Genomic DNA, 19621 nt, shown 5'->3' on the forward strand with positions numbered 1-19621 from the left:
TATGCTCAACATTTCATATAATAAATTAAACAAAACAGTAGATTTATCTAGATTTAAATCTGTCCAAAAAGTATTTCACAAAAGGCATTTTAAACATTTTAATCGCTTTTTGCTAGCATTTGCTGTCGTTGTTTTTATTGTTATGTTTTTACCATGGACACAAAACATTAACAGTCGTGGCAGTGTGACGACATTAACTCCAGACCAAAGACCACAAACAATCCAATCACCAATACCAGGACGAATCGAAAAGTGGTATGTACGCGAAGGTGATTTTGTAAAGAAAGGTGATACGATATTGTTTATTTCTGAAGTAAAAAATGAATATTTTGACCCCAATCTTATTGACCGCACAGGCCAACAAATTAAAGCCAAAGAGGCATCTGTAGTATCCTATAGTTCAAAAGTAAATGCACTTAACAATCAAATTGGTGCTTTGAGCAGAGAACGTCAATTAAAACTGGACCAAGCTCAAAATAAGTTATTACAATCAAGACTTAAAGTTAAAAGCGATAGTATAGATTTACAAGCTGTGAAAATTAATCTAGGCATCGCAGAAAGACAAATTGGTGCTATTGAAGAACTCTACAACGAAGGACTTAAGTCCTTAACAGAGTTAGAAGAAAAACGTTCAAAATTTCAAGAATCTCAAGCTAAATTGATTTCACAAGAAAATAAGTTTCTAGCAGCAAAAAATGAGGTGATAAACGCAATGATAGAAATCAATCGTGTACAGGCTGAATATGCTGATAAAATATCTAAAGCACAGAGTGATAAATACACTGCAGAGTCTGGTGGTTTTGATGCTGAAGCTCAAGTAACTAAATTAGAAAGTGATTTTACAAATTACGAAATGCGTAATGAGATGTATTATATAAAGGCACCCCAAAATGGATATATCAACAAAGCTATAAAAGGTGGTATTGGTGAAACGTTTAAGGAAGGTGAACAATTAGTCGGGATTATGCCATCCAATTATGACTTAGCTGTAGAAACTTATGTAGATCCTATTGATTTGCCACTTTTACATCTAGATGAAAAAGTACGTGTACAGTTTGATGGTTGGCCTGCAATTGTTTTTAGCGGGTGGCCAAATGTCTCCTACGGAACTTACGGAGCAAAAATAGTTGCCATAGAAAATTTTATAAGTCCCAACGGAAAATTTAGAGTTTTACTTGCTCCAGACGAAACTGAACACGATTGGCCAGAAGCCATACGTGTAGGCTCTGGGGCTAAAACAATTGCACTTTTAGAAGATGTGCCTATTTGGTTTGAAATGTGGCGAAAACTCAATGGGTTTCCACCAAATTACTACCAGCCTAATGAAGCAAAAGCAACTCAAAAGGAGAAATAAAATGAACAGATATTTTAGTATTGTTTTTACACTTTTTTCCTTGACCTCTTATAGCCAATCAAATGATACCATTGTATTGGGTTTTAGTGAGTATCTAGGTTACGTTAAGAAATTTCATCCTATTGCAAAACAAGCCGAATTAACCATACAAATTGGTCAAGCGAACTTAATGAAAGCTCGAGGCGGTTTTGACCCTAAAATTGAAGTTGATAATTATCGTAAGATTTTTAAGAATACTGAATATTATGACCTACTAAATGCGACATTTAAAATCCCAACTTGGTATGGCATTGAACTTAAAGGGAACTTTGAGCAAAATGAAGGTGAATATTTAAATCCTCAAGAAAACGTTCCAGACGACGGATTGTATGGTGCAGGAATTTCTGCATCGCTTGGACAAGGATTGTTTATAAACCAACGTATGGCAGATTTGAAAAGAGCAAAATTTTTTAGGGAGCAAACTGTTGCAGACAGAGAAATCTTAATCAATCAAATCTTATTTGACGCCTCTTTAGCCTATTTTGATTGGTTACAAGCTTTTAAGGAGACTCAAATTTATGAGCAGTTTTTAGAAAATGCCACAATACGGTTAAATGGTGTAAAACGTAGTGTAGAAAATGGTGATAAAGCAGCAATAGATTCTATTGAAGCAGGAATTACAGTAAAAAACAGATTACTTGGCTTAGAACAGGCAAAGGTTAAATTCATGAAAGCTTCGTTAGAGTTATCCACCTATTTATGGCTTAACGATGATATTCCCGTAGAACTCCAATCTAATGTCGTACCAGATGCTTTCATTGAAGATTCAGTTGATGACGTACTAGAAATTTCAGGGTTACCACTCACCGATTTTGTATTGGAAAACCACCCAAAATTGCGATCATTAAATTATAAATTCCAAGGTTTGGAAGTTGATAAACGATTAAAAGCCAATAAATTATTACCAATAATAGACATACAATATAATTTTATAACCCAAGATCCAGACATCGCCAGATCCTTTAACAGCAACCAATATAAAGGAGGATTCAATATTGCTTTTCCCCTTTTTCTTCGGAAAGAACGCGGTGATTTAAAGCTTGCCAAATTTAAATTACAAGATACACAATTTGATATTGCGAATGCAAAAATCACAATTCAGAATAAAGTATTGGCAATTTACAGAGAGCTGGAATCTTTTGAAACCCAAAACGAGCTTATCGACAATATTATAGATGATTATGAAACGATGCTTAATGCCGAAGAACGGAAATTCAATTTTGGAGAAAGTTCTATTTTTTTGATCAACTCCCGTGAAAAGAATTTAATAGATACGCAGTTGAAAGCGATAGAACTTCAGAATAAATTCTTGAATACAAAGGCTAAGCTATTTAATAGTTTATCCAAAGATTTAGAAAACCTTTAATTGTCTTCCTTTGTTTTTTCGGTAATAGGATTAGCATCCTTAATAACCATTACGGTAGCTTTTACGCCTGTGAGAAGATTCCATTTTTTAGAGGATACTAGATTTCCGTTGTCATCGTAAACTATAAACTCTGCTGTATTTGGTCCAGAATCTCCTTGATTTAAAGCTAAAAATTCTATTTTATTATTTCCGACGAGTAAATCTACATTAAATCCTTTGTAGCCTCCAGTTAATAATAATCTTGGTATAATGACATCATCATTAACTTTAACTTGAACCAAATCACCATCTGGATACTCATGATCTCGACAAATAATTTTAACAAAGGCTCCATTACTTTTTATTTCTCCTAAAAAGACATCTGCCATCGTTTCTATTTTAAGTCCTTGCTCTACAGCCACTTTATTAAAACGTTTCTCAAAAAGTTCGCCAGGATTTCGCAAACCACTGTTGTCTATCATTGAGAATTCTTTGGTTGGTGTAGTTAAAGACTCTTTACTCTCTTTAGGCACAGTAATACCTGAGATATTCTTTTTGGTATTTGTTATACTAATGCTAGAATTTGGCTTGATATCTAACCTAACTTGAGTGGTGTCCTTTTTTTCGGTTTCCTTTGCAGGAATTTTTATAGATTTTTTCTCATTAGTGTCTGGTTGCGCAAACAGTTGTAGGGCAAAAAATGAAAATAATACTAAGATGATGTGTTTTTTCATCACGTGTTTTTTGTTTGGTAATGTATTTCAAAAACTATACCTATTTTCAAAAGTAACGTGTTTAAAACGTAATTATTTAAATAAATAGTTAAAACTTTCCGTTAAAACTTAAGCGAAGTTTACGTACATACTCTTCTAATAACCAGTCTTTATAATTGGTTGTACTGTTCATAATACAATAACAATACTGTTTTATGCGGTAGCAAATATCGTCATGAAGCAATTTTGCCAATTCTCTGGCTTCAAAAACATCTTCGCTATTTGCAATCACCAGTTTTGAATGTTGATCAATACTGTTTTCTATAGCCTTCATTGACTTATGGCCTGCTCTCGTTACTTTTTTATATTCCTTTTTGATATCAAAATCGTCATTAGGGTTTTTCTTAAAACGCTTTTTTAAAGACTCTGGCATAGCATAAACGAACTCACGCTCTATATCCTCATCATTACGAAGATTTTCAAGATAAAAATCAGGATTTTTAAAAATATGCTGCCAATCAACAGGTTGGCTCCATGGTCCAAATCTCACTGCATTATTACCAAGGTCAATAACTTTAAATTCCGATTTGTCTTTGTAAATCCTTGAACCACGACCTATCATTTGAAAATACAAGGTTAAGGATCGCGTTGCTCTATTTAAAATAATAGATTCTACAGAAGGTTCATCAAAACCAGTTGTCAATATGCTAACGGAAGTCAAAATACCATCCTCTGCGCTCTTGAACCATTTTAAAATATCTTTTCGCTCCTGTTTACTTGTTGTATTATCTAAATGCTGAATGTTATAACCCGCACGTTTAAATGTGTAATACACTTCTTTAGACGTATTGATTCCATTATTGAAAATAAGGGTCTTCTTCCCTTTTGCCAGTTCCTCGTATGCAAATAGCAATTTACCTTGCATCGCAGTATTGGTATATAATGCTTCGGAAGATTTTACAGTATAATCCCCATTTATCCCAATTTTAAGAGAATTAAGCGATACGTCATAATTGTAAATATCCGCAGAAGCTAAAAATCCGTTTTTTATTAAAGTTGAGATATTATCACCAACGATCAACTCTTTGTAGTTGTCTTTCATTGGCAATTTAATATTACTACTCAAAGGTGTTGCTGTTACTCCTAAAATAAAACAGTTTTCAAAAAATTTAAATAGTTTTCTAAAAGAGTTATAATGTGCCTCGTCAATGATCACCAAACCTATATCCTCAAGATTGAGTTTCTTATCGTTAAGTCGGTTGTTCAACGTTTCTACCATTGCTACAAAACACTCAAATTGGTCTTGATCTGGCAGTTCTTTTACTTTACTGTTTATGATTTTATTTTTAACCCCAAAACCATGAAGCACCTTAGAGGTTTGCTTACAAAGCTCAATACGATGGGTTAGGATAACCACTTTTTTCTTATGCTTCTTAATGTACTGTCTTACAATTTCAGAAAAAATTACCGTTTTCCCTCCACCTGTTGGTAGTTGGTAAAGTAAATTATAATTATCTGGGGCAGATTGAAATACATTAAAAATGCGCTTTAAATCGGCAATTTGATAATCGTATAAACGCTTTTTCGATTCGTTTTTTGTTGATACTGCTAGAGTGTCGGACATAGAATTAATAGCTTCTGAAAAAAAAATTCTCACAAAATTAATCTTTTATAAGGTTATCAAGGCATTTTGTTAAAAACAATTGAAAATTAATTACACCCTATTTTTGTTAAAATATGTTAAATTACTACTATGCAATACAAAGTACTGTAACAAAACAATTATTGCATCGTCTATAAAGTATAACATCAATCAAACCAGCTGAAATTACATTCAGCATAAAATCAAAATATTATGAGAACTTTAAACAACAACCAATTATCAAACACAGCAACAGAAACAAGAATCTACACTTGGAACCAGAAAAGACGTTACAGATAAGAACTTTTTAATGTATCAATCAAAAAATCAATCAATCATGAAAGTCTTATCTAAAATTATCAACACGTCACACACAACAAATGACGACTTAGAGACGTTACGAAGTATGTGTTAATTATTAATCATTTCATCAATCAACTTTTATATTGAATCTTTTTCAATATATAATCCAGAAAGACCAGCAAACATAATTTTTGCTGGTCTTTTTGATTGTATTAGTCTTAAAAAAATTAATGGTATCGTTTTTGTGAATTGAGCATCATTAACAATCATTTCTCTATAACTCTAATTACAAGAGGAATCTAAAAACTATTTATTATGAAAAGCTTAAGACGACAAAACGTTGAAGTTAATGCAGGTTCTATGGCAGACATCGCATTTTTACTGCTCATTTTTTTCTTGGTGACTTCTGTAATTCCCAATGACAAAGGTCTACACAGAAAATTACCACCACCCTGTCCTCAAAACGAAGATTGCTCTGGCAACAAAACAAAGGAGCGCAATATTTTAGAAGTTCGCATCAATGCAAATGACGAATTACTCGTAGAAAATGAAATGGTTTCTGTAGAAGAACTTAAAGACATCGCTAAAGGTTTTCTCGACAATAATGGCGATGGCACTTGCGATTATTGTGTTGGACCACAAGTCACTGACTTATCAGAGAATCCCAATAAAGCAGTTATATCATTGGTTAACGACAAAATGACGACCTACAAGTTCTACATAAAAGTACAGGATGAAATTACCAAAGCCTATTATGAACTAAGAGATGATTACGCTAGAGATATGATTAAAAAATCCACTGCTGAGTTATCTTCGGAAGAATTAAAACAAGTAAAAGAAGCCTATCCCTTTATTTTATCTGAAGCTGAGATAAAAAAATAATAAAAAGAGTTATTCTCAAGAAGGCAGGACTCCAAAAAATATAGATAACTGTTAAGATTTCCATCAAATACAGTATGATAAAACTCAAATAGAATCCTTTTCAATCTCAACTCTATAACTGATGTTAACTTTGCGCCTGCCCCATTTCTTCGCAGCTTTAACATCAGTTCCCATATATAAATCGATTTTATTTTTAAACCGACTATTCATTTTATCCTTTACCAAATACGTACCTTCCAATCCTTCTATTTTCACCAAAGTATTATGGTCCAAACCATTTCTTAATAGATCCCTAGAAACAGCGATATAGCGTAAACCAGGTTTTAAACTATCTCCAAAAGCTGTAATATGCGGATTAGAACTCGTTTGATACGCTAAAGAATTATAAGCACTTGCAGTCACCCTAATCGTTTTCCACTCGTAAGCATTCTCTTCTCTTTCCTTGCAATTAAACAAAGTTAAAAAAGCGAGAACGATGACGAGTTTTGAATTCATGTTTAACGCATCTTAAAACGTTTTAAAATCAATAGTATTGGCAGTAATCAAAGCAATTAGCAATAGTATAAAAATAGAATTCACTAATAATCCAATAATTTTTTTTACCGAAAAAGGCTCATTTAGTCCTTTCATGCTAAATATAAAACCAATGATTGAAGATACAAAAATCACCGAAATAGAAAAACCGCTCACATATGTATAGATTTCTTCGGAAATTTTATTACTCGCAGCCAAAACCTGAAAAAGAATAAACAGTAAAAGACAAACTATTGAGATTATAGCGAATTGGAAGGGTTTTTTGGAGTTAAAGTTTGAGCTCATTTTAATTACACTGTTCATCCTTAAATTCTCGTAGAATTTTAGAGTCACTGAGGTTAAATCCTCGTGATTCTGCTATTTGAATTTCCTCACAAGCCTTATCGAATGTGTCTTGGTAAAAATAAACTAAAGCCAGATTAGCGTGATAAACTGGTTGATTTGGATCTAATTCAATGGCTTTTTCATAATCAATAATCGCTTTTTCATCCTTTTTTAATTTATAAAAAAGTAACCCTCTATTATTATAGAATTCAGAATAACTACTATCTACAATTATAGCTTTATCAAGAAGTTCTACTGCAATTTCTAATTCATTTGTCCTAGCATATGCTTCAGACAATTCAAATAACAAACTTAGATTTTTCGGTTCTAATTTTCTTGCTTCTTCATACACTTCGATGGCATCATAGTAAAGTTGTTTTTCTTTTAAATCAAAGGCTTTCTCATTTAAGAGTTTTGTTTCTGGATAGTCAAATTTGAAATCAAAAGACACGATATAATGAGAAGTTTCACCATATCTGTCATACCAAGATTGAGGTATATAATGCCTAGGTGAATTGTTAAATTCAAATCCAAATAAAGGTATGGACAATAAGAGATATAATATAGTAACTAAAGACAATTTAGTTTGTTTCCTCCTTTCTGTCAATAAGTATATTATTGAAGAAAGTAAAAAAACTGGGACTATTATTAAACTTGGATAATCTCCAAAGAGATGATATAAATATTTTGTAAATAGGCAGAATGACATTAAGATTATCATAACTTTTAAAACTATAATTTTCTTATATGCAATAGAATAAAAGTCTTTAATAACTCTTATTAGATAGAATACAAAAACACCTAAAAAACCTAATGCTAAAAAAATATTACCTCCGACTATATCAAAAAGGTTGAAGATAATTCCGATTGGGATTGAAAGAATAGTTATTATAAAAAGAAGATTTTTCATGATGATCAATTTTCAACTAATACCTTAAAACCTCCAATAAAGCTTCCTCAAACCTGCCTTTTGCCATATATTGCTCTTCCAATTGCCCAATAAAAGGGATAGGTGTTTCCATACTGGCAACACGTTTTACAGGTGCATCTAACTGCTCAAAACAATATTCCATAATTAACGAGGAAATATCACTGGCAATGCCTCCAAAAAGTGAGTCTTCTTGTAAAATTATTGCTCTATTTGTTTTTTTGACCGATGCATAAATTGCTTCGGTATCTAAAGGTTGTAAACTTCTTAAATCAATAAGATCTGCACTAATTTGTGGGTTATTCTCTAGAGTTTCCAAAGCCCAATGTACTCCTGCTCCATAAGTTACGATAGTTACATCATTTCCTTCTTTAAGTAATGAGGCTTTTCCTAAAGGAAGTGTATAATAATTAATAGGTACTTCTTGACGAATACTTCGGTACAATGCTTTATGTTCAAAAAACAATACAGGATTTGGATCTTCAATAGCTGTTGCCAATAAACCTTTTGCATCATAAGGAAATGCTGGATAAACCACTTTTAAACCTGGTGTTTTTGTAAACCAAGCTTCATTTGTTTGTGAATGAAATGGTCCTGCAGCAACGCCTCCACCACATGGCATCCTTACTACCACATCTGCTTCTTGACTCCAACGATAATGGGATTTGGCAAGATAATTTACAACAGGATTAAATCCGGAGGTTACAAAATCTGCAAACTGCATTTCTACTACAGATTTCATTCCTGCAATAGATAATCCCATAGCAGTTTCTATAATTGCAGATTCACAAATTGGTGTGTTACGTACTCGTTCTTTCCCGAAAGCTTCAACAAAACCTTCGGTTATTTTAAAAACACCTCCATATTCTGCAATATCTTGTCCCATAATGACTAGGTCATCATGTTTTTCCATTGATTGTTTCAGTCCTTGTGAAATGGCATCAATTAGTCTTATCTCTTCAGTTTTAGAACTTGGAATACTCTCTTTAAACTCAAATAGTTTATAGATATCACTTAATTCCGAAGACATATTTGGTACAATCTCGTCCTCATCATAAGCGATTTGTAAATTTTCGTTGATTTCATCTAATATTGAGCCTCTTAAAACATTATCCTCTTTTTCTGTAAGCAAATTTAGCTCCATCAAATAGGCTCTAAAATTAACAACAGGATCCTTTTTTGCCCACTCAATCATTAAGTCTTCTGGCACATATTTTGTACCGCTCGCTTCTTCATGACCCCTCATTCTAAAGGTTTTAAACTCGATCAAAATAGGTCTTGGACGCTTGCGAATGCTTTCAGCCAATTTTTGAATTGTAGTATAAACTTCGATTATGTTATTTCCATCGATAATAAAAGATTCCATTCCGTAACCTTTGCCACGATCTGCTAAATCCTTGCAATTGTACTGCTCACTTGTTGGTGTTGACAAACCATAACCATTATTCTCAATACAAAACAAGACTGGTAATTGCCAAACTGAAGCTACGTTTAAAGCTTCGTGAAAATCACCTTCACTTGTTCCTCCTTCTCCTGTAAACACCGCTGTGACTTGCTTTTTATTTTTTATAAGACTTGCCAAGGCAATGCCATCTGCAACTCCCAATTGTGGACCCAAATGTGAAATCATCCCAACCAAATTAAACTCTTGCGTACCAAAGTGAAATGAACGATCGCGCCCTTTGGTGAACCCATTTGCCTTACCTTGCCATTGGCTAAATAAGCGATTTAAAGGAATTTCTCTAGTTGTAAATACACCAAGATTGCGATGCATTGGTAAGATATATTCTTCTTTTTCCATGGCCATGGTCACTCCAACCGAAATGGCCTCTTGACCAATCCCAGAAAACCATTTCGACACTTTGCCTTGACGTAATAGAATGAGCATTTTCTCTTCTATCATGCGAGGTTTAAGCATGTTCTTGTAGAGCGTTAAGAGAATAGTTTTATCTAGATTTTTTTTGTCGTAGGTGATTAGACTCTTAGGTGAGGTCAACATTATTTGCAATATTTTGTTAGTAAATCAAATGTAAATAAAAATTGAGTTTTATTTAGGCTTAGTTGCTTTTTTTTAAGTGTAAGTGAAATCTGTGATTTTAGGACAATTTTCGCTATTTTTGTTATCTTGACATAATATTAAATCCATTTTAAAATGAATAGAATACCAAGTGTTAATCTTCAGGATTTTCTTTCTGAAGACTCAAATAGAAAACAAAAATTTATTGACGAAATAGGTAAAGCATACGAAGAAATAGGATTTGTAGCGTTAAAAGGCCATTTTTTGGATGATCAACTTGTCGATAATTTATATAGCGAAGTAAAAAACTTTTTTAGCCTACCGGTAGAAACCAAAAGAAAATATGAAATAGAAGGTATTGGTGGTCAACGTGGTTATATTTCCTTCGGAAAAGAAAGTGCGAAAGGAAAAAAAGAAGGCGATTTAAAAGAATTTTGGCACTTTGGACAATATGTTGAAGATGATCCAGAGCGCGCCAAGGAATATCCTAAAAATGTACAGGTTGAAGAACTACCTGAGTTTAACAAAATTGGCAAGGAAACATACCAAATGCTTGAAAAAACTGCAAAATATGTTTTAAGGGCTTTAGCATTATATCTAAATTTAGATGAAACGTACTTTGATAATTACATCCATAATGGAAATTCAATTTTGAGACCTATCCACTATCCTCCTATCATTCAAGAACCTGAAAACGCGGTTCGTGCTGCTGCTCATGGTGATATCAATTTAATTACATTATTGATGGGAGCTCAAGGTCGTGGGTTACAAGTTCAAAATCATAATGGAGAATGGATTGATGCCATGGCAGAGCCTGATGAACTTATGATCAATGTTGGTGATATGTTATCGAGACATACAAACAACAAATTGAAATCTACAATTCACAGAGTTGTAAATCCGCCAAGAGAGCTTTGGGGAACTTCACGTTATTCAATTCCGTTTTTTATGCACCCAATAAGTGAAATGAAATTGGATGTTTTAGAAAGTTGTATTGATGAAGAAAATCCTAAACTATATGACGATATTACAGCTGGGGAGTTTTTAAATGAGCGTTTAATTGAACTCGGACTTAAGAAGTAGTTAGGCGGTTAAAGGTAATCAGTTTGCAGTTGTACTCAAGCCCATTACTAATAATTGAAGACTGAGAACTGAAAATTGAAAAATGGATTTAAAAGACCAACTAAAAAACCTCTTTCCAGAGCATGTGAACGAGGAAATTTCCGAAGAAAAAGAAAGTAAAGAAAAAGGCATTTGGCTTCAAGACAACCCAATTATTTGCAAATACGAAAAACGAAAAGGCAAACCCATAACCATTCTTGAAGGTTATACTGGAGCAACTAGTGATTTTAAAAAACTCACTAAAGATTTAAAACAAACTTTAAGTGTTGGTGGTAGTTTTAAAGATGATAAAATTATTATTCAAGGCGATTATAGAGATAAGATTATGGAAATGCTCAAAGAAAAAGGGTTTAATGTGAAACGTGTTGGCGGATGACTCCTAAAACCTTACACATCACGAATGGAAATTCGTTAACAGATTATCTGGTTGAATTAGACATTGCCAAAGCTGCAAATATTATTACCTGGCAAGAAACGCTTTGTGTAGGGCCCACTGTAGAGCTGGTCTCTTCTAAAGAATTTATGAAAAAAAGAGTCTCTTTTTTTAAAACCTTTTATGACATAAATCTAAATACCAAGGAAATTACAAATGAACTGCTCCAATTAGATGACATTGCTGATTATACAGAGGTTCTTTTGTGGTTTGAGTATGATTTGTTTTGCCACATCAATATGGTTGCAGTTATCAGCTTGTTAGAGCAAAAAGGGATTCACCTCCCAATTTACTTAGTTTGTAGCGGGCGTGTAGAGGGAGAAAAAGGACTAAAAGGTTTAGCTCAATTAAATCCCAAACAACTTAAATCCCATTACGAGGACAGAATTAAATTGAACATCGATGATATTGCGCTTGCAAAGCGTGTATGGAGAATTTACTGCGGAAAAGATCATAATTTAATTCTACCTTTGATAACTAGGCCATCTTCATTTAAGTATATGAGCAATTGCCTTAAAGCCCATATTAAACGTTTCCCAGATACAAGAAGTGGTATTAGTACTTTAGAATATAATATTCTCAAACTTGTAAAAGAAAACAAAATTACCTCTAGACATCATTTAGTGGGTTACACCTTGCACTACCAAGGATATTACGGTTACGGTGATTTACAATTAGAACGAGTTGTCGATCTACTTTCTATCTTTTTTACTGAAACTGAAAACACTCTAACCTTGAATAGAAAAGGATTTTTAGCTCTTGAGCATCAACATAATTACCAAAAGGAAATGAATAATACGATTGCATTTGGTGGCATAAAAAGTTTGGACTATAAATTTGATAAAGAAAAAAACAAACTCATAAAAACAGTATTTAATGCCAATTAAGGAATCTGAATTAATATTAAATCCAGACGGAAGTGTTTACCACCTCAATTTGCGTCCAGAGGATATTGCCAATACAATCATTACAGTTGGCGATCCAGACCGAGTAGATACCGTGACCAAACATTTTGATACTGTTGAGTTCTCAACCCATAAGAGAGAATTTCATACACAAACAGGGACTTATAAAGGAAAAAAAATAACAGTAATTTCTACAGGTATAGGAACAGACAATATAGATATTGTTTTTAATGAATTAGATGCTTTAGTAAATATTGACTTAGAGAAAAGAGAAATCAAGTCAGAACTCACCTCATTAGATATCATTAGAATTGGAACTTCAGGCTCCATACAAAAGGAGATTCCTTTAAATTCTTTTGTCATAAGCGAGTATGCTGCAGGTTTTGATAGTTTGCTCCATTTTTATGATAGCGAACATGTGCAGTATTTTGAAATTTCCGAAGCATTAAAAAAACAAACCAATTGGTTTAACAAGAAATCTGATCCTTATGTTGTAAAATGCAGTGAGCGCTTATTGAAAAAATTGTCAAGTAATAAAACAATAAATGGTTTTACCGCGACTAATGTTGGATTCTATGGACCTCAAGGACGTATTTTAAGACTGGCAATACAAGACAAAAATCTAAACGATAAGCTTGCCAATTTTAATTTTAAGGACAAAAACATAACAAATCTTGAAATGGAAACTGCAGGAATATATGGGATTTCCAACTTGTTAGGGCATCATTCCCTATCAATGAATGCTATTATAGCAAATCGAGCAACTGGTGAATTTAGTGAAGACCCAAAAACAATTGTGGAAAATCTCATTACATACACTTTAAATAAGATTATAGATAAAGATTAATTTTTAAGAAAAAAGTATTGAAAAAAGTAAAAATAGGAGGTGTTCCAGAGCATTTTAATCTCGCATGGTATCTCACATTAAAAGATGGAGAATATAAAGACGAAGGAATCAATCTACGCTGGAAAGATTATTTTGGAGGAACTGGTGCAATGAACAAAGCACTTCGTGAGGGTGAAATTGATATGGCTGTGATTTTGACCGAAGGTATTATAAAAGACATCATTGAGGGAAATCCATCTAAAATTGTTCAAACCTTTGTACAATCGCCATTAATTTGGGGAATTCATGTGGCGAATGATTCAAAATTTAAAACCGTAGAAGATTTAAAAGGCACAAAAGCTGCTATTAGTAGATTTGGTTCTGGGTCTCACCTCATGGCTTATATAAATGCTGAAAATAATAACTGGGATCTGGAAAAAGATTTAGACTTTGAGGTAATTAAAAATCTAGATGGTGCTGTAGATGGATTGACAAAAGGAGATGCAGATTATTTTATGTGGGAAAAATTCACAACCAAACCTATTGTTGATGAGGGTGTGTTTAGACGAATCAGTAACTGCCTGACACCTTGGCCATGTTTTGTTATAGCAGTAAGAGAAGATTTTTTGAAAACCAATTATCATGACGTAAAAAAAATATTGCAAATTATTAATAATTCTACGGAAGATTTTAAGGAAATACCAAGTATAGATAAAACCATTTCAAACAGATATGACCAAAAATTAGAAGATGTGCAAGAATGGTTATCCTTAACAGAATGGTCTCAAGACGTTATGGATGAGAAAACTGTAAATACAGTCCAGGACAAATTATTTAAGCTTGAGATCATTGACAAAAAAGTTTCTTATGATCAATTAGTAATGAAGATCGAGTGATTTTCATTCCTTTAAAAAGAAAGTTATTCTGATGGTTTTCTAATCAAAAACAGGTTTATTTACCACGTAAAAACACCTGTTTTTTATTTTTAACTTTCTATTTATCAAAATTTTAATTACTTTAGCTAAACCAAATCCGTGAACTACTTTGATAAAAAACTATTTTTATGATAATAACAATTACTCTAACGCTTTCTACTTTAGTCGCTTTAAACTTCTTGTTATTGATTTTTAGCTGTAATAAACCAACAAGAAGAGTTTCACAAGAAAAGCCAAAATTAATCAAATCACCAAAACCAATCGCTGAGACAAAACAACTTTCTACAAATGTATTAGCTCCAACAGGAAGTTAAAAATCACCAAACTATTTCCTTTTTATTTTTTGATTTTAATAGTTCATTCGTTTTACTAAAATGCTTATTACCAAACCAATAACCTCTATTTGCACTTAAAGGTGATGGATGTCCTGAGGTAAGAATGACATGTTTTTTGCTGTCTATTAATTTTGCTTTATTCTTCGCAAAACCACCCCAAAGTAAAAACACAATATCTTTTTTTTCGTTGCTAATTACTTCAATCACTTTATCTGTAAATTGTTCCCAACCTTTTTTTTGATGGCTTCCAGCTTGATGCGCTCTTACTGTTAATGTTGCATTTAAAAGCAAAATGCCTTGTTTGGCCAAATATTCTAGATTACCAGATTTAGGGTATGGCCGACTAATATCATTTTCGATTTCTTTAAAAATATTTATTAATGATGGTGGATGTGGGATACCATCTGCAACAGAAAAACACAAACCATTGGCCTGCCCTAAACCATGATAGGGATCTTGTCCAATAATAACAACTTTAAGATCCTCAAAAGAGCATAAATCAAATGCAGAAAAGATCTGTGATCCTGGCGGGAAACATTGAGTAGTCTCATATTCTTTTTTTATAAACTTCACTAAATCCTTAAAATATGGTTTTTCAAATTCGGGTGTTAGTTTTGCTTTCCAACTATCGTGAATATTAACATTCATAACTATTATTCTTTGTGTCTAAAATATAAAATAACTCTTTCACTATAAAATCATGAGCGGTTTAAAAACATAAAAAGGACTTATTGGCACCACTTAAAAGGTTAAACATTTTATTACTAAACCCATTATAAGTAAATTTGTAATCCTTAAAGCTATGAGGGAGACTACAAATGATTAACATTCACGAAAAGACGCTTAAAGATATTGAGTTCAATGCTGTTTTAGAACAAGTAGCAAATAGCTGTATAACAGATTTGGGCCGACTTGAAGCCCTAAAAATAAAACCATTATCTACCAGAGAGCATGTTCTACAGTCACTTGATTTTACTAATGAATATGTCTCTTCATTTTATAATGACAATCGTATTCCCAATCATGGTTTTGAGCCTATCACAAAGGAGATCCAGCTTTTAAAAATTGAAAACTCCGTTTTAGAAACCAAAAGTTTTAAAAAAATTGCTTCCATTACATTAACTATTAGTGACATTTTAAAGTTTCTCAAAAAGTTCGAAGAGTATTATCCGTCATTATATAGTTCATCAAATAAACTTGAAGTTGTTTCTCATATTGTTTCAGAAATTGATGCCATCATAGATCGTTTTGGTGATGTAAAAGATAATGCCTCTACTACCCTTTTAGGATTACGTCAATCCATAAATTCAATTAGGGGAAAAATCAATGTGAGTTTCAATGCAGCACTCACACAATACCACAACTTAGAATATCTCGATGATATTAGAGAATCTGTAGTTGAAAATAAGCGCGTACTTGCAGTGAAGGCCATGTACAGACGCAAAGTAAAAGGTAGTATTTTAGGCGGTAGCAAAACAGGAAGTATTGTTTATATACAACCAGAACAAACATTTCAGTATTCAAGAGAGCTCAACAATTTAGAATTTGACGAAAGCGAAGAAGTTGATAAAATCTTAAGAAATTTAACCGAATACATTAGACCTTACACTTCATTATTACAGCGATATCAAGAATTTCTTGTAAAACTGGATGTCATTTATGCAAAGGCCAAACATGCACAATCCATTAACGGGATTCTTCCGCAGATAAATGAAGAAAAATATTATAGCGCGCAAGATGCCTATCACCCATTACTTTATTTATCCAACAAGGCAGAAGGCAAAACAACTCATCCGCAATCTATAGTCTTACACCCAGAAAATCGAATTATTGTAATTTCTGGACCAAACGCTGGCGGAAAAAGTATCACACTCAAAACCATAGGCTTGATGCAGGTTATGCTGCAAAGCGGTTTGTTGATTCCTGTTCATGAAAAGAGTAATATTTGTTTATTCGATCGCATCATTAGTGATATTGGCGACAACCAATCTATTGAAAATCATTTAAGTACCTATAGCTACAGATTAAAACAAATGAACTTTTTTCTTCGGAAATGTAACAAGAACACACTTTTCTTGATCGATGAGTTTGGCACAGGAAGTGACCCAGAACTTGGAGGTGCTTTAGCAGAAACATTTTTAGAAGAATTTTACCATCGTGAAGCCTACGGAATTATAACAACCCACTACTCCAACCTTAAAGTTCTCGCAAACGAATTGCCATTTATGCAAAATGCCAATATGATGTTTGACGAAAAGAGTTTAGAACCCATGTTTAAATTAATTTTGGGTCAAGCAGGTAGTTCGTTTACATTTGAAGTCGCACAAAAAAACGGTATTCCATATAGCTTGATAAATCGTGCAAAAAAGAAAATAGAACGCGGTAAAGTACGTTTTGACGCTACGATAGCCAAACTTCAAAAGGAACGCAGTAAATTAGAAAAGACGGAACGTTCTCTCAAGGAAAATGAAAAGAAAAAGCAATCTGAGGCTGACAAACTTGAGGAAGTAAATGCAAAAGTCCAAAAAAAACTAGAGAGCTTTCAAGAATTATATGACAGTAATCAACGTCTTATTTATTTAGGGCAGAAAGTCAATGACATTTCAGAAAAGTATTTTGAGGACAAGAAAAAGCGAGAATTACTTGCTGAGCTATTTAAATTGGTTCAAATAGAAAACTCTAAACGCAAGAAAGTTTCCGCGAAACAAAAAAGAGCAGAAAAAACAAAAGAGCAACAAATCAAAAAAGAAGCTGAGCAAAAAGTTGCTGTCATTCGTGAAAAGAAAAAAACCGCGAAGGAAAAATCTAAACCAATAGAAAAACCAAAACCATTTCTTAAAGTTGGAGATCGCGTTAGAATGCACGATGGCAGAGCTGTTGGCAGTATTGACAAAATTGAAAAAAACAAAGCTGTTGTAAATTATGGCATGTTCACTACCAATGTTAGCATGGAACAATTGGAATTGGTAGAGGCTGCTAAAAAATGAGTTTTGTGATTTGATTTTTGAGTATCTTTGCAATGTGATAAACGAACTTCCAAAAAATAAACAATTAATTCTTTTTGATGGTGTGTGCAATTTATGCAATAGCTCCATCCAATATGTTATTAATCACGATAAGAATGAACGTTTTATGTTTGCTCCTTTACAAAGTAATGTTGGTGAGCTAGTGATAAAAAAATTTAACATAGATACTAAAAAAATAGATTCTATTTTACTCTACTCCAATGAAAATGGATTATCAATTAAATCTTCGGCAGCACTAAAAGTTGCTAAGCAACTCGGTTTTCCAAGAAATTTAATGTTTGGGTTTATTATTATACCAGCTTTTATAAGAAATTGGGTGTATGACTACATTGCAAAGAATCGTTATCGCTGGTATGGAAAAAAAGAAGAATGTATGATCCCTACACCAGAACTTAAATCCAGATTTCTCAATTAATTACATACAAAAAAGTCCTTTCGGGAAAAAAGGACTTTTTTAATTAACAACTAATTAAAACTAAATTTAACACTAAATAATTTTTAATCAAGAGGGATTATCTATTTGTAGATTATTGATTAATAGCACATTATTTATAGTGTAAATCTACATTACATTTAAAATGTTACATAAAAATATCGTTATAAACCTTAAAATATTTGTTTAAAAAAGTAAAATTGCAAAAAACATCTATGAGTGACACGTTTTAAAATCATCCAATCATAAACCAACTTAACTAATTGAAACCAGTAGTTAACTCAATGATGGTTTGAATCACCATTTTAGAGTTTTACATTTATAAAAAATAATCCGTAAAGCCTTAAGGCATAACGTTCAGCTTGAGCCTAACTTCTGTTAGTTGGGAAGACATCAAGCTCTTTTTCACTGCAAGTCTAACAGCGTTAAAGTTTCCGAAGATAAAATTCTGATAGAATTGTTAAGCACTTGAGGCTTTATTTATAAGGTAGCCAACCTACTGTTAAACAGATAATCATTGTACATTTCTTTATAATGCACCTTTTTTTCTATGGCTTCAATAACAGGAACAGAAAAATCCACACCGTACATATCACCCATAACATTTAATCCACCTGGACTAAATACGTTGATTTCCATAAGTTTATCTCCAACAATATCTATTCCTACCAAAAACATTCCATCTTGTACCAGCTTTGGTCTTACAATATCTGCAAGCTCCATAATTTGGTCTGTCATTTTTGCTTTCTCTGGTCTTCCGCCAGCGTGAATGTTGCTTCTTACTTCTCCGGAAGCATTAACTCTTTGCATTACTGCATATTGCCCATCAACTTTAAGAGGTTCTCCATTCATTATAAATAATCTTGTATCTCCACCTTTTGCTGCTGGTAAATATTCTTGAGCGATAACAAAGCCATCTCTACAAATGGCATCTATGGTTTGAGAAAGATTGTGCTCATTTTTTTTATCCATCATAAAAACGTTTGTTCCTCCAGAACCTTGCAATGGTTTTAAGATCATTTTTTGTTTTTGTTCTGCGAAAAATTCTTTTATCTCACTGTGATCCCTTGATATTACCGTTTTTGGACGAAGAATTTCTGGGAAATGCTGAAAATACATTTTGTTAACCGCTCCAGCTAGACTGTTTGGGTGGTTTAGAACAATCACTCCATTTCGCATCGCTATTTCACCAAAAATAAAGGCAGCATTTTGAGCCCAATCTCTTTCGTTAATTTCATCTGCTGGATTATTTCTCAAAAAGAGTACATCTAAATTTTCCGAAGAAACCGTAGTAAATTCCTGTTTTTGAACAGCTTTAAAATAAGTATCCTGATTTTGAAATTTTTGGTCCTTAATTGTTTTTGCTCTAACGGATAAATGGCCTTTAGATGCATACGATAATTCTCCTACACCAATAAAATATACCTCATGACCACGTTTATAGGCTGTAAAACCCAACAGTGGAGTTGTATAATTTGACTTTTCTGTATTGTGATCGTTTATTATAAATGCTATTTTCATTGAT

19 protein-coding genes are annotated in these 19621 nt (G+C 32.8%); 11 read left to right on the forward strand and 8 right to left on the reverse strand.

Annotated elements, in window-relative coordinates; genetic code table 11:
- Position 1: 1 nt before the first annotated feature.
- Both GQ40_RS05140 and GQ40_RS05145 read left to right on the forward strand, forming a co-directional pair.
- Complete coding sequence (locus GQ40_RS05140; protein WP_047546350.1) at positions 2–1354, forward strand: HlyD family secretion protein; 1353 nt, start codon at positions 2–4, stop codon at positions 1352–1354.
- Positions 1323–2759, forward strand: a complete 1437-nt coding sequence (locus tag GQ40_RS05145; RefSeq protein WP_231565544.1) for a TolC family protein — start codon at positions 1323–1325, stop codon at positions 2757–2759. The genes GQ40_RS05140 and GQ40_RS05145 overlap by 32 nt, the downstream gene beginning before the upstream one ends.
- Here GQ40_RS05145 and GQ40_RS05150 read toward each other — a convergent pair.
- The gene (locus GQ40_RS05150) at positions 2756–3472 is read right to left on the reverse strand and encodes a hypothetical protein (RefSeq protein ID WP_052184155.1); all 717 of its coding nucleotides are present in this window, start codon (positions 3470–3472) and stop codon (positions 2756–2758) included. The two genes, GQ40_RS05145 and GQ40_RS05150, sit on opposite strands and share 4 nt — an antisense overlap.
- Positions 3473–3560: 88 nt before the next feature.
- Positions 3561–5075 carry a DEAD/DEAH box helicase gene (locus tag GQ40_RS05155; protein WP_047546352.1) on the reverse strand — a complete coding sequence of 505 codons (1515 nt, stop codon included), beginning with the start codon at positions 5073–5075 and terminating at the stop codon, positions 3561–3563.
- 636 nt (positions 5076–5711) lie between these two features.
- On the opposite strand from GQ40_RS05155, the gene GQ40_RS05160 reads away from it, so the two are divergent.
- Complete coding sequence (locus GQ40_RS05160; RefSeq protein ID WP_047546353.1) at positions 5712–6278, forward strand: ExbD/TolR family protein; 567 nt, start codon at positions 5712–5714, stop codon at positions 6276–6278.
- Positions 6279–6362: 84 nt separating this feature from the next.
- Here the strand turns inward: GQ40_RS05160 and GQ40_RS05165 are convergent, their stop codons facing one another.
- The 4 genes from GQ40_RS05165 to GQ40_RS05180 are packed head-to-tail and all read right to left on the reverse strand — an operon-like array spanning position 6363 to position 10063.
- The gene (locus GQ40_RS05165; RefSeq protein WP_047546355.1) at positions 6363–6773 is read right to left on the reverse strand and encodes a 3D domain-containing protein; all 411 of its coding nucleotides are present in this window, start codon (positions 6771–6773) and stop codon (positions 6363–6365) included.
- Positions 6774–6785: 12 nt separating this feature from the next.
- Positions 6786–7097 (reverse strand): hypothetical protein, encoded by a 312-nt coding sequence (locus tag GQ40_RS05170; protein ID WP_156115516.1) that lies wholly within the window; start codon positions 7095–7097, stop codon positions 6786–6788.
- A gap of 1 nt (position 7098) precedes the next feature.
- Positions 7099–8046, reverse strand: a complete 948-nt coding sequence (locus tag GQ40_RS05175; protein ID WP_047546360.1) for a tetratricopeptide repeat protein — start codon at positions 8044–8046, stop codon at positions 7099–7101.
- A 16-nt stretch (positions 8047–8062) separates the two neighbouring features.
- On the reverse strand, positions 8063–10063 hold the full coding sequence (locus GQ40_RS05180; protein WP_047546362.1) for a thiamine pyrophosphate-dependent enzyme: 2001 nt from the start codon (positions 10061–10063) through the stop codon (positions 8063–8065).
- Between the two features lie 153 nt (positions 10064–10216).
- On the opposite strand from GQ40_RS05180, the gene GQ40_RS05185 reads away from it, so the two are divergent.
- The 6 genes from GQ40_RS05185 (at position 10217) to GQ40_RS05210 (ending at position 14616) form a co-directional block, all read left to right on the forward strand.
- Positions 10217–11164: an isopenicillin N synthase family dioxygenase gene (locus GQ40_RS05185; RefSeq protein ID WP_047546364.1), complete on the forward strand. Its 948-nt coding sequence runs from the start codon at positions 10217–10219 to the stop codon at positions 11162–11164.
- An 82-nt stretch (positions 11165–11246) separates the two neighbouring features.
- Positions 11247–11579 (forward strand): translation initiation factor, encoded by a 333-nt coding sequence (locus GQ40_RS05190; protein WP_047546366.1) that lies wholly within the window; start codon positions 11247–11249, stop codon positions 11577–11579.
- The gene (locus tag GQ40_RS05195; RefSeq protein ID WP_047546368.1) at positions 11576–12523 is read left to right on the forward strand and encodes a DUF1835 domain-containing protein; all 948 of its coding nucleotides are present in this window, start codon (positions 11576–11578) and stop codon (positions 12521–12523) included. The genes GQ40_RS05190 and GQ40_RS05195 overlap by 4 nt, the downstream gene beginning before the upstream one ends.
- On the forward strand, positions 12513–13388 hold the full coding sequence (locus GQ40_RS05200) for a nucleoside phosphorylase (protein WP_047546369.1): 876 nt from the start codon (positions 12513–12515) through the stop codon (positions 13386–13388). Before GQ40_RS05195 ends, GQ40_RS05200 begins: the two co-directional genes overlap by 11 nt.
- A gap of 17 nt (positions 13389–13405) precedes the next feature.
- The gene (locus GQ40_RS05205) at positions 13406–14263 is read left to right on the forward strand and encodes a substrate-binding domain-containing protein (RefSeq protein ID WP_047546371.1); all 858 of its coding nucleotides are present in this window, start codon (positions 13406–13408) and stop codon (positions 14261–14263) included.
- 167 nt (positions 14264–14430) lie between these two features.
- On the forward strand, positions 14431–14616 hold the full coding sequence (locus GQ40_RS05210) for a hypothetical protein (protein WP_047546373.1): 186 nt from the start codon (positions 14431–14433) through the stop codon (positions 14614–14616).
- A gap of 3 nt (positions 14617–14619) precedes the next feature.
- On the opposite strand, the gene GQ40_RS05215 is transcribed toward GQ40_RS05210, so the two are convergent.
- A complete protein-coding gene (locus GQ40_RS05215) occupies positions 14620–15285 on the reverse strand; it encodes a uracil-DNA glycosylase (RefSeq protein ID WP_047546375.1) in 666 nt (221 codons plus the stop codon).
- 170 nt (positions 15286–15455) lie between these two features.
- Here GQ40_RS05215 and GQ40_RS05220 point away from each other — a divergent pair, with 170 nt between their 5' ends.
- Both GQ40_RS05220 and GQ40_RS05225 read left to right on the forward strand, forming a co-directional pair.
- A complete protein-coding gene (locus tag GQ40_RS05220) occupies positions 15456–17624 on the forward strand; it encodes an endonuclease MutS2 (protein WP_047546377.1) in 2169 nt (722 codons plus the stop codon).
- Positions 17625–17658: 34 nt separating this feature from the next.
- Positions 17659–18078, forward strand: coding sequence for a thiol-disulfide oxidoreductase DCC family protein (locus GQ40_RS05225; RefSeq protein WP_047546379.1), 420 nt, complete (start codon positions 17659–17661; stop codon positions 18076–18078).
- A gap of 498 nt (positions 18079–18576) precedes the next feature.
- Here GQ40_RS05225 and GQ40_RS05230 read toward each other — a convergent pair whose 3' ends face one another.
- A complete protein-coding gene (locus GQ40_RS05230; protein ID WP_047546381.1) occupies positions 18577–19617 on the reverse strand; it encodes a glutathione synthetase in 1041 nt (346 codons plus the stop codon).
- Positions 19618–19621 lie beyond the last annotated feature (4 nt).

Source organism: Psychroserpens sp. Hel_I_66 (assembly GCF_000799465.1).
In the GTDB taxonomy this organism is placed as follows: Bacteria; Bacteroidota; Bacteroidia; order Flavobacteriales; family Flavobacteriaceae; genus Psychroserpens.

Bases quoted from the DNA above. Each gene is read 5' to 3' on its own strand.
- GQ40_RS05140 (WP_047546350.1), top strand. From the start codon at position 2: ATGCTCAACATTTCATATAATAAATTAAACAAAACAGTAGATTTATCT.
- GQ40_RS05185 (WP_047546364.1), top strand. From the start codon at position 10,217: ATGAATAGAATACCAAGTGTTAATCTTCAGGATTTTCTTTCTGAAGAC.
- GQ40_RS05200 (WP_047546369.1), top strand. From the start codon at position 12,513: ATGCCAATTAAGGAATCTGAATTAATATTAAATCCAGACGGAAGTGTT.
- GQ40_RS05210 (WP_047546373.1), top strand. From the start codon at position 14,431: ATGATAATAACAATTACTCTAACGCTTTCTACTTTAGTCGCTTTAAAC.
- GQ40_RS05145 (WP_231565544.1), top strand. From the start codon at position 1,323: ATGAAGCAAAAGCAACTCAAAAGGAGAAATAAAATGAACAGATATTTT.
- GQ40_RS05160 (WP_047546353.1), top strand. From the start codon at position 5,712: ATGAAAAGCTTAAGACGACAAAACGTTGAAGTTAATGCAGGTTCTATG.
- GQ40_RS05180 (WP_047546362.1), bottom strand. From the start codon at position 10,063: ATGTTGACCTCACCTAAGAGTCTAATCACCTACGACAAAAAAAATCTA.
- GQ40_RS05165 (WP_047546355.1), bottom strand. From the start codon at position 6,773: ATGAATTCAAAACTCGTCATCGTTCTCGCTTTTTTAACTTTGTTTAAT.
- GQ40_RS05215 (WP_047546375.1), bottom strand. From the start codon at position 15,285: ATGAATGTTAATATTCACGATAGTTGGAAAGCAAAACTAACACCCGAA.
- GQ40_RS05220 (WP_047546377.1), top strand. From the start codon at position 15,456: ATGATTAACATTCACGAAAAGACGCTTAAAGATATTGAGTTCAATGCT.
- GQ40_RS05175 (WP_047546360.1), bottom strand. From the start codon at position 8,046: ATGAAAAATCTTCTTTTTATAATAACTATTCTTTCAATCCCAATCGGA.
- GQ40_RS05155 (WP_047546352.1), bottom strand. From the start codon at position 5,075: ATGTCCGACACTCTAGCAGTATCAACAAAAAACGAATCGAAAAAGCGT.
- GQ40_RS05150 (WP_052184155.1), bottom strand. From the start codon at position 3,472: ATGAAAAAACACATCATCTTAGTATTATTTTCATTTTTTGCCCTACAA.
- GQ40_RS05195 (WP_047546368.1), top strand. From the start codon at position 11,576: ATGACTCCTAAAACCTTACACATCACGAATGGAAATTCGTTAACAGAT.
- GQ40_RS05170 (WP_156115516.1), bottom strand. From the start codon at position 7,097: ATGAGCTCAAACTTTAACTCCAAAAAACCCTTCCAATTCGCTATAATC.
- GQ40_RS05190 (WP_047546366.1), top strand. From the start codon at position 11,247: ATGGATTTAAAAGACCAACTAAAAAACCTCTTTCCAGAGCATGTGAAC.
- GQ40_RS05230 (WP_047546381.1), bottom strand. From the start codon at position 19,617: ATGAAAATAGCATTTATAATAAACGATCACAATACAGAAAAGTCAAAT.